Origin of the sequence: Grylomicrobium aquisgranense (genome assembly GCF_033971865.1) — a bacterium.
Classification (GTDB): domain Bacteria; phylum Bacillota_I; class Bacilli_A; order Erysipelotrichales; family Erysipelotrichaceae; genus Bulleidia; species Bulleidia massiliensis.
In genome coordinates, this window is record NZ_JALBUR010000002.1 from 184584 (window position 1) to 198722 (window position 14139).

12 protein-coding genes are annotated in these 14139 nt (G+C 41.5%); 10 read left to right on the plus strand and 2 right to left on the minus strand.

The window, feature by feature from the left end; genetic code table 11:
- Positions 1-12 precede the first annotated feature (12 nt).
- The 5 genes from MOZ60_RS01965 (at position 13) to MOZ60_RS01985 (ending at position 7773) form a co-directional block, all read left to right on the plus strand.
- Positions 13-2190, plus strand: coding sequence for a DEAD/DEAH box helicase family protein (locus MOZ60_RS01965; protein WP_370595446.1), 2178 nt, complete (start codon positions 13-15; stop codon positions 2188-2190).
- 5 nt (positions 2191-2195) lie between these two features.
- Positions 2196-2357, plus strand: coding sequence for a hypothetical protein (locus MOZ60_RS01970; protein WP_277652865.1), 162 nt, complete (start codon positions 2196-2198; stop codon positions 2355-2357).
- The gene (locus MOZ60_RS01975; RefSeq protein ID WP_277652864.1) at positions 2354-4387 is read left to right on the plus strand and encodes an AAA family ATPase; all 2034 of its coding nucleotides are present in this window, start codon (positions 2354-2356) and stop codon (positions 4385-4387) included. Before MOZ60_RS01970 ends, MOZ60_RS01975 begins: the two co-directional genes overlap by 4 nt.
- A gap of 1 nt (position 4388) precedes the next feature.
- The gene (locus MOZ60_RS01980; protein ID WP_277652863.1) at positions 4389-4934 is read left to right on the plus strand and encodes a DNA phosphorothioation-associated 4-like protein; all 546 of its coding nucleotides are present in this window, start codon (positions 4389-4391) and stop codon (positions 4932-4934) included.
- 91 nt (positions 4935-5025) lie between these two features.
- Complete coding sequence (locus MOZ60_RS01985; protein WP_370595447.1) at positions 5026-7773, plus strand: DNA-directed RNA polymerase subunit alpha C-terminal domain-containing protein; 2748 nt, start codon at positions 5026-5028, stop codon at positions 7771-7773.
- A gap of 53 nt (positions 7774-7826) precedes the next feature.
- Here the strand turns inward: MOZ60_RS01985 and MOZ60_RS01990 are convergent, their stop codons facing one another.
- Entirely contained in the window at positions 7827-8243 is a 417-nt protein-coding gene (locus tag MOZ60_RS01990) for a nucleoside 2-deoxyribosyltransferase (protein ID WP_277652861.1), read from the minus strand.
- A 47-nt stretch (positions 8244-8290) separates the two neighbouring features.
- Here MOZ60_RS01990 and MOZ60_RS01995 point away from each other — a divergent pair, with 47 nt between their 5' ends.
- The 5 genes from MOZ60_RS01995 (at position 8291) to MOZ60_RS02015 (ending at position 13680) form a co-directional block, all read left to right on the plus strand.
- A complete protein-coding gene (locus tag MOZ60_RS01995; RefSeq protein ID WP_277652860.1) occupies positions 8291-8836 on the plus strand; it encodes an NUDIX domain-containing protein in 546 nt (181 codons plus the stop codon).
- Positions 8833-10836 carry an alpha/beta hydrolase family protein gene (locus tag MOZ60_RS02000; protein ID WP_370595448.1) on the plus strand — a complete coding sequence of 668 codons (2004 nt, stop codon included), beginning with the start codon at positions 8833-8835 and terminating at the stop codon, positions 10834-10836. The genes MOZ60_RS01995 and MOZ60_RS02000 overlap by 4 nt, the downstream gene beginning before the upstream one ends.
- 66 nt (positions 10837-10902) lie before the next feature.
- Positions 10903-11052, plus strand: a complete 150-nt coding sequence (gene scfA, locus MOZ60_RS02005; protein WP_277009112.1) for a six-cysteine ranthipeptide SCIFF — start codon at positions 10903-10905, stop codon at positions 11050-11052.
- 82 nt (positions 11053-11134) lie between these two features.
- Positions 11135-12562, plus strand: a complete 1428-nt coding sequence (gene scfB, locus MOZ60_RS02010; RefSeq protein ID WP_370595449.1) for a thioether cross-link-forming SCIFF peptide maturase — start codon at positions 11135-11137, stop codon at positions 12560-12562.
- 428 nt (positions 12563-12990) lie between these two features.
- Positions 12991-13680: a hypothetical protein gene (locus MOZ60_RS02015; protein ID WP_370595450.1), complete on the plus strand. Its 690-nt coding sequence runs from the start codon at positions 12991-12993 to the stop codon at positions 13678-13680.
- Positions 13681-13910: 230 nt separating this feature from the next.
- On the opposite strand, the gene MOZ60_RS02020 is transcribed toward MOZ60_RS02015, so the two are convergent.
- On the minus strand, positions 13911-14139 hold a 229-nt coding region (locus tag MOZ60_RS02020), incomplete at its 5' end, for a hypothetical protein (protein WP_370595451.1).

Below are 14139 nucleotides of genomic sequence, written 5' to 3' on the forward strand. Positions count from 1 at the left end.
AGGACGGAGACTTTGAATTTTCAGCAGATGAATATAAAACCGATGTATCGCAGCAGCGATTATTCAAACATCGGCAGAGACTTCATAGAGAAGGTCTTGGAACATTGCGTATCCTACAAACGGGCAGTAGGTTTTTTCTCGTCTACGTCACTCATATATACATCACACGGTTTGCTGAATATTGCTGATCATTACAAAGGTGGAGATCCCTTAATCAGGTTTATTGTTTCTCCAAAGCTTACCAAAGAAGACGAAATGGCGATTCGCGCCGGAATCAGATCCAGGAATCGTGTTATTGAAAATGCGATGCTTCGAGATTTTTCAGAGCCAGAAAATGAATTCGGCAAGGAAAGATTAAATATTCTCTGCCATCTGATTAGCTCTGGTGCAATGGAAATCAAAGTTGCCGTGACAATGTTTGAAGAAAATGACATTGGGATGTATCACGAAAAAATAGGCATCATGGAGGATGAAGATTACAACAAAATAGCCTTCAGTGGGTCACTTAACGAATCAGCAAATGCATTTGCTAATAATTTTGAATCAATTACTGTCTTTAAGAGCTGGGAAGAAACAAGGCCATATCTCGATGAAATTGAAAAAGACTTTGATTTGCTATGGACGAATCTTACAGACAGAGTGCTGGTTATTGATTTCCCAGAAGCGGTAAAACAACGGCTATTTCAGTATAAACGTGAAACATTTAATCGAAATATTGAGGAAGACGAGAGGAAATGGGAAAGACAAAGTAAGAGTGAGCTTCCTTCCATAAAAGGAGGCGATGCGCCTCAGTTCTACGACTACCAAAAAGAAGCCATTACTAATTGGATGAGAAATAGAGGCCGCGGCATTTTTGACATGGCCACTGGTACAGGAAAGACATTTACCGCCTATGGAGCAATGGTAGCTTTATTGGAGCGGACAAAATATCATCTTGCTACAGTCATCGTTTGTCCATATCAACATCTTGTGGATCAGTGGATAGAAGATGCGGAGCGTTTTAAAATCAGCAATATGATAGTCGGGTATTCTGATCCCAAATACAAAGACTATATGACGCGGCTTAAGCAGGCAATTCAAAACTACAATGACGGCATCATCAATTTCTTCTATTTTATTACGACCAACGCTTCCTATAAGACCGATAAAGTGCAGGAAGCTTTGAAAAAAATAAATGGAAATGCGTTGCTTGTCGCTGATGAAGCACATAATCTTGGCAGTGTTGGCATGGTCGACTGCCTGCTTCCAAACTTCAACTTCCGACTCGCTTTATCGGCTACTGTTGATCGATTTCGTGATGAAGAAGGAACCAAGCAAATATATGATTATTTTGGGCAGAAGTGCATCGAATACCCTCTTGAAAAAGCAATAGATGAAGGAAAATTAACAAAATACTATTATTATCCGATAATTGTGTATCTTACCCAGGAAGAAAGGCTTCAATACCTGGAGTTGACAAAGAAACTTGCGAAATTAATTCGTAAAGATAAAAATGGGAAACAAGTAATGTCGGAAGGCGCACAGCAAATAGCGATACAGCGATCCCATATCATTGCTGGCGCAGAGAATAAGCTGTATCAGCTGAAAGCTGAAATGAGGAGGCATATAAATGATTATTATATGCTCGTATATTGTGGAACATCAGTGATGGCAAAAGGTACCGATGATGAAAAGAAGCAGATTGATGCTGTTTCATCTATGCTTGGTAATGATCTAAAGATCAGATGTGCAAAATATACATCCGAGGAAAATGCCGAAGAACGCCGAGAGCTGAAAAGGAGATTTCAGACTGGAGATGATCTGCAGGCACTAGTAGCCATTAAATGTTTGGATGAAGGCGTTAACATACCAAATATTCGTAAGGCGTTTATTCTCGCCAGTAGCACAAATCCAAGAGAATATATTCAGCGAAGAGGCAGAGTGCTAAGATTGGCTGAAGGTAAAGGTGATGCGGAAATCTATGATTTTGTCTGCCTTCCTCTTGACGCAACAGAGCTTCAGGAGTCTGATAAAGAAACAAGGAAATCATTCAAGGCACTAATTAATAATGAATTGAAGAGGATTGAAGAATTTGGAAAACATGCAATAAATAATTCAGAAAGCGACACATGTGCTGAAAAAATTCGGGAAGATTATGACATGTATGATTTTGAAACTGGTCAAAGCGTAATATATTCTGAAGAGGAGTGAGGAAGATGTCGGACACAGAGTATTCAAATGAACAGAGAAAAGAGATTCAAAGAAAGATAGAGCGCGAAATAGCAAAACTGGAAAGACAAAACTATTTTCATAAGAACATGTCAGATCCTGAAATGGTAAAGAGAATAATGCAAATTGTGGAGGAAAATGTAAAATGATCATCAAAAGCTTAACTTTACATGATTTTCGACAATTCCGTGGAACACAAAGCATTGAGTTTTCAACAGATCCAGATAGGAAAACAACACTTGTTATTGCTGAGAACACAACAGGAAAAACTACAATTCTTGAAAGTTTTCGATGGATATTTTATGGCTCTACAGATTTGAAAACGATTATTAATAATGATCAGAATGATGAAATGCAGCCTAATTCGCAAAGTACTATTTGGGGTGAGGTCGTTCTTGAACATTTGGGAATTGAATACCACATTAAGAGAAACGGATTAGTAATTAAAAATGCGGTCAATGCGAAAGTTGTAGATACAGAGCTGATCATTCATTATATCGATACTAATGGGATAGAACAGGAACTTCGCGGAGATGATGCGCAGCAGAAGGTTCTTGAAATTGTTCCTAGAGATTTGTTCCCATACTTCTTTTTCCAGGGCGAAAATATTGAAAAAATCGGTCATGCGATTTCAAATGGCAGAAATACAGACAGCAGTGAATTTGTAAAGGCTATTCGTGGGATGCTTGGCTTCAACTGGCTTTACAAGGAAAAAGAACATTTGCTAAGTGCTGAAAGAAAATATCGCAAAGCCATTGAAGAAAATCAAAACGATACTAAACTGCAGGATATCCAAAAGCGTATTAATACTGAAATAGATAATATTCAAAAGGACAAAAAAGAGCTCAATGAGATTGAAAAAAATCTCGAAGCGTATACTAGAGAAAGAGATGAATTAAATGCATTGATTAGTCATTCCGCTGCTGTTGCTGAAAAGCAAACGCAGTCTCTAGAATTACAAGATGAGATTGCGAACAAGACAGCAGAATTGCGGAAACTTCAAGATTCAATTTTTAAAAAATTCAGCAGTAATGGCATGAGGTACCTTTCTAAAAGTCTTTTCCAACAAGCAGAGAAGCTGCTGCAGGATAACGATGATATTGATAAGGGTATCCCAGGTATGGATGCAACTGCAATTGAATATTTACTACAACAAAAAAAGTGCATCTGTGGTTTAGAGCTTAAAGAAGACTGTCCTGAATTTGTTGCTTTGAAAAAGGCCGAAAAGTATCTTCCTCCGAATAATCTTGGAGCGGAAATTTCAAGCTTCCTTACTTATGGTAAGCAATTCGTATCATATGGAGATGAATTCAAAGCTGATTTTGATGATAGAAGAGGACAGCTCACTCGTCTTCAGGCTGAAATTGATGAAAAGAGTGATAAAAAGGACAAATTGGATCAGGAAATTCAAAATGCTCCAGATATCTCCAAGAAAAAGCAAAGGCAGATTGAACTTGATAGAATCATTGCAAATGAAAACGTAAGAATAGGCGCTGTGAATACACAAATAGAAGATGCGCAAAGTGCTCTGACTAGTGCAAATAAAGAAAAGGAAAATTACAAAGTATTGGATGAAAATTCCATCAAACTTCAGGAATGTGATTGGCAGGTATCAACACTTATCAATCGTATTGAAAATTATTGTAAGAAGAAAGAAGCGGAAAAGAAAGCAGAACTTGAAAGCGCAATCAACGATATTTTCTTCAGGGTGTTTAACTCTGATCTGGCAATTGAATTAGACAATAATTATCACATGCGGTTTATTCAGAAAAAGTCAGACAAAGAAAAAGAAGATATCTCAGAAGCATTTGAAACGTCTGGTGCACAGGATGCAATCATGGCCTTCTCGTTTATTGGCGGCATCATTGAACTTGCAAAGAAGAAGGCTGCAAAGAAGGCTTCGGACAATTCTGATGATCTAGATGACGATTACGAACTGGAACCTTATCCGCTTGTAATGGATGCCCCGTCTTCATCTTTTGACAAAAAGAGAATTAAGAGTTTTTGCGAGATCATGCCAAATATTGCGGAACAGCTGATTTTCTTTATCAAGGATACGGATGGACTCGTAGTGAAAGAAAATCTGAAAGGTAAGATTGGAAAAGAATACAGCATTCAGAAATCCGGAAAATTTGAATCTAAAATAGTTCCAGGCTCAAAGATTGAGGGGGTGCATTGATATGGCTGCTAAGGAATTATTTACTTATGTATACGAATTCACTGGGCCATACGAAGAAAAAGCTAGAAAGCTAACCTCAATTATTGATTCCGCCAGCGGCGCAGCGTTATTTCATAGCGGTATTGAGCTTTTTATGACTTCTGCAATTGTTGGAGCATTAAGTAATACAAGAAAACCGCGTATAAGAGGAAATACAAGCTATAAAATATTCTCAGACCAGTTTAAAACACATTATGATGACTGCATGTTTATTTTCAAGCTTGTAATGTTAACATCGAAAGATCCTAGTGCGCAGCCGATTGATTTGATCAATAATGCTTTCAAGTATTCACCAGAAAGCCCAGAATATTCTGAAAATGCCAGGATTTTTGAAGAATACATGCTTGGCGGTTTGACTGTCATTTATGACAAGCTGATGGTATCTTCCAATAAGAGATATGATGATTATCTTGTCAGCTTGAATGATTTAATTAATAAATATACTTCCGATTCATCTGACTCAAAAGCAGATGGATCTGATATAGATTTTGATACGCCTATATTCTAATCATTTGCCTGCATTGATATAGTGATTTTCATAATGCTTTCATGGGTATACTAAATGTGTGTAATAATCAGGAGTTATTGGATTTTGGAAGATGATGATGAGTTTAGATAATAATGAACAGCACACATTTCATTTGGACGATGAAATTGATCAATGTGGTTTATCTAATCGGTCAACGCATGCTCTGCTGAAGAATGGTGTATTAACGGTCAAAGATCTTTTGGGCTTGTCCGAGGAAGATTTGTGGAATTTCCACAGTATTGGCAAAAAATCCGTTGCTGAAATTCTGGCATTCAAACAAAATATCTGCACTGATGAGTTTGTAGAAACAGTTCATCAAGATCAGGTGAAACTGGCTGAGAAACTAAAGCCTGTATTGGATGATCCGATTTTTTGCGGCTATGATGATTCCATTAAGGTGCTGCATTTATCTGTTCGTTCAGAACATTGTTTAATGAATGCGGGTATTCTTACAGTTGGTAAATTGTCTGAAATTAGTGATAATCAATTGCTGAGAATCAGAAATCTTGGCAATAAAAGTTTTTCTGAGATCAGCAATATTAGAAACCATCTGATGATTACGGATCGGAATGCAGACAATGATAATGATGTTTTAAGTAGGTGTGATCGGCATATAGAGATCTGTGAATTGTTAGCGAGCAAATATCATATTCCTGCCGCAAATATTGCTGCAGCGATATCGCAATTGCCGGATGGTCTGACGGATGTTGAATGTGCCAGACAGATTGGCCGCGACAAGAGAATCAAATCTTTTATTGCGGAAAAAGTCATGAAGGATATTTCGGCGTATCCTGATGGAATTGCAGCCAAGGATTTTGTTTATCAGACGACAGGTTCTGATACTGAGAAGAAGTTTGTTGAAGAGGTCATTCTTTTGATGCTCAACGAGCGAAGATTGGATTACGAAGAGTCGAAAATCAGTCTTCATTATCCTACTGTCAGTGAATGGATCAGCGGCATTAAAGATGAAAGAGACAGATTCATTCTTTCCGGGCGTGCGCATGGTAAAACGCTGGAAAATGTCAGTGAAGAATTGGGCATTACAAGGGAACGTGTACGGCAGATTGAATCAAAATATCTAAGGAATAAGCCGAGGCTGAAAGAAGATAAATACAGATATCTTTTTAATGAATATTACTTAAGCAGAGATGATTTTTATTATGCTTTTCCAGATGAGTCAGACCTTACATTTTCTTTTTTGAAAATGGGCCATGGTAAAAGAGGGACTCAATCAATTGAAGATGCGATGTCTGATGCAAAGGTATCAGATCATATAAAAAGGGGTCTGCAAAGACTTCTTTGTCGTAATTATCTGATTGACGGCAATAATGCGATACCTGCAAAGCGGCCTGAAATTGTAAAATATTTCGTCAGAAAAGAATGTCGTCAGGATACAAATCTGAATGATTTCGTCAAAAAATATGATGCGTTTCTGCGGGATCACGGATTTGAAAATGCCGAAGAATTAAAGGTAGACCCACGGGTATATGCAAATACGATAGCGGCCAGCAGATATGCTCTTTGGAAGCAGTGGCGTACATTCAGGTATTATGACGTTGATGCGAACGATTATGCAGACTTTGTGCAGACGATCAATCTTCCTCAGTTCGATCACAAAGAGATTTCGACATTAAAGATTCTGCGGGACAATCAGGAATTGATGCGTGAATATGATATTCATGATGAGTATGAATTACATGATCTTTTGAAGAAGATCTGGAACCAATACGGCAATATTCAGGTTGATTTTGCGCGAATGCCTACCTTAAGAATCGGCAGCGGAGTTGATCGTGAACAGCAGATTCTGGAATTGCTGGAAGAAGTCACTCCCATTAATGTGAATGACTTCGCGAAGCTTTATGAAGAAATGTATGGGGTTAAAGCTCCTGTTTTCATCAGCAATCTGGCACCAATCATCAATCGATATTTCCATGATGGCATTTATGAGATTCAGAGTGAAGTTCTCAGCGATGAGCAATATGCAAAAATGAAGGAAGTATTGACGGAAGAATGCTATTCCATCAACAGGATCCGGCAGATATTCTTCAAATTATATCCAGATGATAAGCTTGAGAAAATCAATGCATATACGCTGAAAATGCTTGGCTTCAAGTATTTTTCGGGATATGTCATCCGCAGTAAATACAACAGTGCGCATGAATATTTTGAAAAGCTCCTGGATGTTCCGTATTTTGATGTGGCCTCTGTAGATCATGATGTCCGTTTCGCAGCAGCTTTTTCCGGTATTTATCAGCAGAAAAGAGATCAATTATCCCTGATCGAATATGAAGAAGGAAAATGCATCAGCCAAAACGAACTGGCAGAAAAGTACGGCATTTCAAAAGATGACATGATACAGCTGAGAAATGCAATGTTGAAGATGATTGATCCGGATACTGTTTACTCGATCCACTATCTGAAAAATCATGGTCTGCATTTGGAAAATACCAAATTTGAGAATTGGTCTGATTATGCATTGTCATCCATTCTGGCTGGCGCAAAAGATCAGATCAAGTCGATCAAGATGGGGCATGTCAGAGTTTTCTGCCAGGCAGAGCAGCCAACGATTTATTTGCTGATTTCGCAGGTGTTTGGGGATGCGGATCAAATGAAGTATTGCGATCTTGTTTCAACGTTTGAGAATCAGTATGGCGTACATCTGAAGGATGACAAAGTAAAAACGATAATAAAAGATTCGGATTATTACTATGATCCAATCGATAAAATGATTTATCGCAATTATCAGGTATATGCAAAGATATCCCCTGTTAACGATGATCTGGGTGATATGGAATTGGACGAAAGCTTGTTTGACTAAAAATGGCAGATTTCTCATGAATGACGGGAAATCTGGCGTTTAATTACATCAGCTTACTTTTGCAGGATGTTGTTGATCTTCTGGAACAGTTCTTCTTTTGTAGAATACGTGGAAATGTGGAAGTATTGGTCTCCTTTGATCATGGCGGAGAGCTGGCACATTTCTGGTCTGTAGAAGACATAGACTGGTTTGTTCAGGTTTTCGGCATAGGCGAGTTCATAGCCGACGCCGAGGGATGGTCTTGTGCATTCAGCGATGACAAGATCACATTCTTTCAGCCAGTTTGTGTCCTGGGTGTAGATGAGGTTATCCCTGTCTCTTTCCTGTTCATGGATTGAGCGGGTGAGATCACCGACATGTTCGGTTAATACGATATCTGTTTCCTGGATGTGCTGAATGGCATCTTTGTACAGCTGGGCATCTTCTCTGCCGCCGCGGATACTGCCGGCAAAATATACTTTCTTCTTCATGAATGTCTCCTTTTGCATTACTATACTCGCGAAAGGAAGAGTGTGTGATGAATCTGGATGAAAAGACACTGAAACAGGAATCTGTGTATGATGGGAAGATTCTGCATGTGCATAAGGATGTGGCAGAGATGCCGGATGGCACGAATGCGCCCCGTGAGGTGGTGGAACATCCCGGTGGTGTTGGCATTGCGCTGGAAGATGAATCCGGCAGGTTCTTTCTGGTGAGCCAGTATCGTTATGCCCAGCATGAGGTGACTGTTGAGTTTCCGGCTGGCAAGAAGGAAAAGGGAGAGGATCCTTTGACAACGGCAAAGCGTGAGATTGTAGAGGAAACAGGCTATGAAGGTACTGACTGGGTGTATCTTGGCAAGATTTATCCAACGCCTGCCTATGATTCTGAGGTGATTGATCTGTATTATGCCCGACAGGGAAAGTTTGCCGGGCAGCATACGGATGATGATGAGTATCTGGAGCTGTCTAAAATGACATTGGCGGAGCTGACTGATAAAATAGCAGACGGAAAGATTCCGGATGCCAAGACGGTCAGTATGACGTTTCTGGTGAAGGAATTCAAGGAAAGAGGACGGATATGAGTGAGAAGATTACGATTCATGATCTTGTGACGTATCACTATGTAGAAAATCTGCAGTACAGTCCGGATGGAAAGACGCTTGCATGGCAGGTGGCGTATGCGGATGAAAAGAAGAATACATATAAGCGTGATGTGTGGATGCTCAGAGATGGCAAGCCGGTGCAGCTGACCAGTACGCTGAATGCTTCGATTGTATGCTGGGAAGATAACAATACGCTGCTGCTGCAGCGCAGTACGGAAGATACGGCTGCTTTGACAACGGATCTGTACCGTATCCATCTGGATGGCGGGGAAGCTGTCAGGGCATTTACTCTGCCGTTTGCCATGAGTTCCATGAAGAAGGTAAAAGATGGCGTGTATGCAGCTCTTGGTACGATTGATATGCACAATCCGGATGTATATCTGCTGGATGAGGAAGGCAGAAAGAAGTATGCGGATGAGCAGAAGGAAGAGCATGAGAATTATCAGGTTGTAGATGAGGTGCCGTACTGGTTCAATGGCCAGAACTTCGTCAATGGCAATCGTACGGCATTGTTCCTGATTGAGCTGAATCCGTTTGGCGTAAAGCGCCTGACGGCTCCGGCTTTTGATACGGATGCGATGCTGGTGGATGGAGAGCGCATTATTTATTCCGGCAATGAGCGTACACGCCGTCAGTCTCTGTATAACAGGGTATATGCGTACGATGTCAAAACAGGAAAGACCGAGACGATCTATGGCAAAGATGGCATGAGCTTCAATAATCTGTTTGTATTGAACGGAAAGCTGTATGGCCAGGCATGTGATCTGAAAGAGTACGGGGTTAATGAAACAGGAAAGGTTTCCCGTATTGAAAAGGATAAGCTGGAAGTAATCTTCAAGCCTGAGATTTCTCTGTATGATTCTGTGGTTGGTGATACAACGCTTGGCGGCGGCAGGGAATCTGTCAGTGTCAGGAATCACTGGATTACGATTGCTACAAAGGATTACTATACAGTGCTGCTCGACTTTGACAAGAAGTTCTCCCGGAAGGAGATTTCTACCCAGGGAATCAATGCCTATTGTCTGGCTGCCAATGAGGATCAGATTGCTTTTGCAGGCCAGGACTGGAATCATCTGTCTGAGGTATATGTGATGGACAGGGATGGATCTGGTCTGAAGAGAGTGACGGCCTATAATGATGAAGCTTTGAAGGACAAGTATGTTGCGCAGCCGCAGAAGCTTGCTTATACATCCCAGGGTGAGGTGCTCAATGGATGGGTGCTGCTGCCGAAGGGATACAATGAGAAAAAGAAGTATCCGGCTGTGTTTGATATTCATGGCGGGCCGCGCTGTGTCTATGGTGAGATGTTCTTCCATGAGATGCAGGTGTGGGCAAGTGAGGGCTACTTTGTCTTCTACACCAATATTCGTGGATCTGACGGACGCGGCGATGCCTTTGCTGATATCCGCGGCAAGTATGGTGAAGTGGATTATCAGAACCTGATGGACTTCATGGATGCGGTACTGAAGAAGTATCCTGCCATTGATCCCAAGCGTGTGTGTGAGACCGGCGGCTCCTATGGCGGCTTTATGACCAACTGGATCATTACGCATACAGACCGCTTCTGTGCCGCTGCTTCCCAGCGTTCTATTTCCAACTGGGTTTCCATGTCCTTCATCAGTGATATCGGTCCGTACTTCGGTGCAGATCAGAATGCTGCCAAAACACCGTTTGAATATGACAAGCTCTGGGAACATTCTCCGCTGAAATATGCTGAGAATGTCAAGACACCGACCTTGTTCATCCATTCAGATGAGGACAGACGCTGCCCGCTGCCCGAAGGCATGCAGATGATGCAGGCACTGGCTGTCAGAAATGTGGAAACCCGCATGTGCATTTTCCATGGAGAAACACATGAGCTGTCCCGCTCTGGCAAACCGCTGCACCGTATCAGAAGAATGCAGGAGATTACCGACTGGTTCAATGCACATACGGGCGATGGCAGGAAGGACAAGAAAACAAAAAGTACTAAGAAGTAAAGTCTGTTGTCAGCTTGACAGGAATGCTACAATACTTGAAAGACAAGGAAAGAGAGGAATGTGGAAATGAAGCATATTGCAACATTGAATACGCGCGACATGGAGAAGTCTGTATGTGATGGCGGCTGCGGCGAGTGCCAGACATCCTGCCAGAGTGCATGCAAGACATCCTGCGGTATTGCCAATCAGAACTGTGAGAATAAGAACAACAAGTAAGTTGTTGTACAGGGTGTGAAGAAAGATGGGCCGGAACGGCACTGGTGCTGTTCCGGTCTGTTTGCGTTTTGGAGGATTGAAGATGATTCATCAATACAAACTGAATGGATATAACATCGTCCTGGATGTGTACAGTGCCTCTGTCCATGTCACGGATGATATGGCCTATGATGCCATTGCCCTTCTGGACAAAGGTCTGTCCAAAGAAGAGGCACAGAAAGAAATCACCGGGAAGTATCTTGGCAGGCAGCTGCAGGATACGGATGGCAATCCTGGGGAGATCGTTTCTGAAAAGGATATTGCGGATACCTTTGCGGACATTGATGCGCTGACTGCCCAGAAGAAGCTGTTTACCGAAGATACGTTTGCCCCATTGGCAGGAAAACTGAAGAACAAGTCCAATGTCATCAAGGCACTGTGCCTGCTGGTGGCTCATACATGCAATCTGAACTGTTCCTACTGCTTTGCCAGCCAGGGCAAGTATGATAACAAGACCGGCCTGATGAGTTTTGAGACAGGCAAAAGAGCTCTGGACTTTCTGATTGAAAACAGCGGTACCAGAAGGAACCTGGAAGTGGACTTCTTCGGTGGGGAGCCGCTGGTCAACTTTGAGGTTTGCAAACAGCTGGTTGCCTATGCACGCTCAATTGAGAAGGAAAAGGGAAAGAACTTCCGCTTCACCTTGACGACCAATGGCGTCAATCTGAATGATGAGGTCATTGCATGGGCCAACAAAGAGTGCTACAACGTTGTGCTGTCTCTGGATGGCCGCAAGGAGGTCAATGACCGTTTCCGTGTGGATAAGGCGGGACACGGTTCCTATGACCGCATTGTGCCAAACTTCCAGAAACTGGTAAAGGCACGCGGAGGAAAAGGATACTATATGCGCGGCACCTTCACCCACTACAACACAGACTTCACCAAAGATATCTTCCACATGGCCGATGATCTTGGCTTTGATGAGCTGTCCATGGAGCCGGTAGTAGCAGATCCTTCTTCTCCTTCTGCTTTGACCAAAGAAGATCTTCCGGTTATCTTTGAACAGTATGAGATCCTGGCCAAGGATATGATCCGAAGAGAAAAAGCAGGACACCCGATCACGTTCTATCACTACATGATCAATCTCGAACATGGCCCGTGCATTTATAAGAGAATCTCCGGCTGCGGTTCCGGCACGGAATATCTGGCTGTCACAGCCCAGGGTGATCTGTATCCATGCCATCAGTTTGTCGGTGATGAAGCCTACAAGATGGGCAATATCTGGGATGGCGTCACGAATACAAAACTGCGGGATGAGTTCCGCCAGTGCAATGTGTATGCCCGCCATGATTGTGACAACTGCTGGGCAAGACTGTATTGTGCCGGCGGCTGTGCAGCCAATGCCTACCATGCTACAGGTGATATCCATGGTACGTATGAGTATGGCTGCGAGATCTTCCGCAAGAGAATTGAGTGTGCGATCATGATTAAGGTAGCAGAGGCTGCCATGCAGGCAGAACAGGAACAATAAGAACCGATAGAAAAGACCTGCAGGCTGATCAGCCTGCGGATCTTTTCAGACATACGATGCCGGCAGGAAAAATGAGCGCAAATATGCCCGCGTTGGGCAAGTGAATCCGCAGCTTTCCAGCTGCTAAATCTGTTTGGTTTAAGCCATTCAATGAAGAATAAAGCAAGGAATCCCGGCAATTATTGCGGGCAGGAATTGCTTTTCTTTTTCTTGCAGGTGAGTGATCTCCACCTATGCCATCATACTGATTTTATCCTTCTACTCTTCTGCTGTCTCCTGAAAGGATCAGACGATTGTAAGATCAGACAGAAGTATTAAGTGGAATGATGATATCCAATAAGATAATTCTATCAAATTAGTCATACTAAGATAAGAATGATAATTTCAATTCACTTATGCTATTTTTTTGACAGGAGGACAGACTGCACATGAAGAAATTCTTATCTTTTGCAATTGTTATTTGCATTTCAATTTTACATTATTCGATGCCGGTCAGTGCTGACGAGTCGTCTGATTCTGCTATTATTTCTAACATACAAGTATTAGATTCAGGAGAAAACGGTCTTATTCATGCTTTCACATTTTACTCTAGGCTTGATGAAAAAACATATATAGTAAAAACATATGCGGATCATGTTAATGTGTATGATGAAAATGAAAAGCTGCTAAATACAATGGAATTCTCATCTATTCATGATGATCCAATTATCAGTAAGACTAGTTCATCTAATAATACTGTAATGACTTCAGGTGCCGACGCCTATGAAAAGTGGGGGAGATGGACATATTACAGACGGGATAATATGCATATTGGCGATATTACTGGCTGGACGATTTCGACACTGGCTGGTGCTCTTACTGGAGTTTTTGGATCATTTTTAGGCCCGTTAGCAGGACTGGCAACGATAATTTACAATATGAAATATGAAGATATTTATGCAAACATTTATATCAGCACAAATGTTTACTGTACTATTCTTGTAAAACAAAAATACTTTTTCTACAGTGACAGCACGAATGTTTATATCAAATCAGAAGAAAAAGCTCCTTCCTGGTGGGGATCTCCCTGGGATTATACTCAACCGGCTGCCTGCAGAATTTTAGCTGAAAGATATTAGATTATGATTAAGCTTTTAAAATTATATATTGCAGTATTTGGCTATATTGGAAACCGTTCCGATGATTTCGTATTTGATCATTGTACTTACAGCATAAATTTGATAACTTAAATCAAGCCCTTTTTCGGAGATTTCTTCGATAAATTCATAAGCTTCAGAATTTTTCTGATCGGCCACCACGAAAAGAGGAGACAGTCTCCCCGGTTTTGAAAATTCGTTCTATAATCTGCTTAGGAACGGAAAGTTGAGCCGTTCTTCATAAGCGAATAAATTACTACTAATAGTTTATCCGCCGCAGCGATATTGGCAGCTTTGGGCTTCAATGGTGAGGTAGCCTGCTGCCTTTTCTTTTGGTTGAACTGATAGATAGAATCTCCCTTTTTCAGCCTGTAGTTGCACGTGACTGCCAGATAAACAAGACACCTCAGATGTCTGTTTCCTTTCTTGGATATAGCCAGG

What these genes read in the sequence shown, in the direction of transcription:
- MOZ60_RS01985 (WP_370595447.1), top strand. Translation starts at nt 5,026, where the DNA reads ATGATGATGAGTTTAGATAATAATGAACAGCACACATTTCATTTGGAC.
- MOZ60_RS02000 (WP_370595448.1), top strand. Translation starts at nt 8,833, where the DNA reads ATGAGTGAGAAGATTACGATTCATGATCTTGTGACGTATCACTATGTA.
- MOZ60_RS02015 (WP_370595450.1), top strand. Translation starts at nt 12,991, where the DNA reads ATGAAGAAATTCTTATCTTTTGCAATTGTTATTTGCATTTCAATTTTA.
- scfA (WP_277009112.1), top strand. Translation starts at nt 10,903, where the DNA reads ATGAAGCATATTGCAACATTGAATACGCGCGACATGGAGAAGTCTGTA.
- MOZ60_RS01990 (WP_277652861.1), bottom strand. Translation starts at nt 8,243, where the DNA reads ATGAAGAAGAAAGTATATTTTGCCGGCAGTATCCGCGGCGGCAGAGAA.
- MOZ60_RS01970 (WP_277652865.1), top strand. Translation starts at nt 2,196, where the DNA reads ATGTCGGACACAGAGTATTCAAATGAACAGAGAAAAGAGATTCAAAGA.
- MOZ60_RS01995 (WP_277652860.1), top strand. Translation starts at nt 8,291, where the DNA reads ATGAATCTGGATGAAAAGACACTGAAACAGGAATCTGTGTATGATGGG.
- scfB (WP_370595449.1), top strand. Translation starts at nt 11,135, where the DNA reads ATGATTCATCAATACAAACTGAATGGATATAACATCGTCCTGGATGTG.
- MOZ60_RS01975 (WP_277652864.1), top strand. Translation starts at nt 2,354, where the DNA reads ATGATCATCAAAAGCTTAACTTTACATGATTTTCGACAATTCCGTGGA.
- MOZ60_RS01980 (WP_277652863.1), top strand. Translation starts at nt 4,389, where the DNA reads ATGGCTGCTAAGGAATTATTTACTTATGTATACGAATTCACTGGGCCA.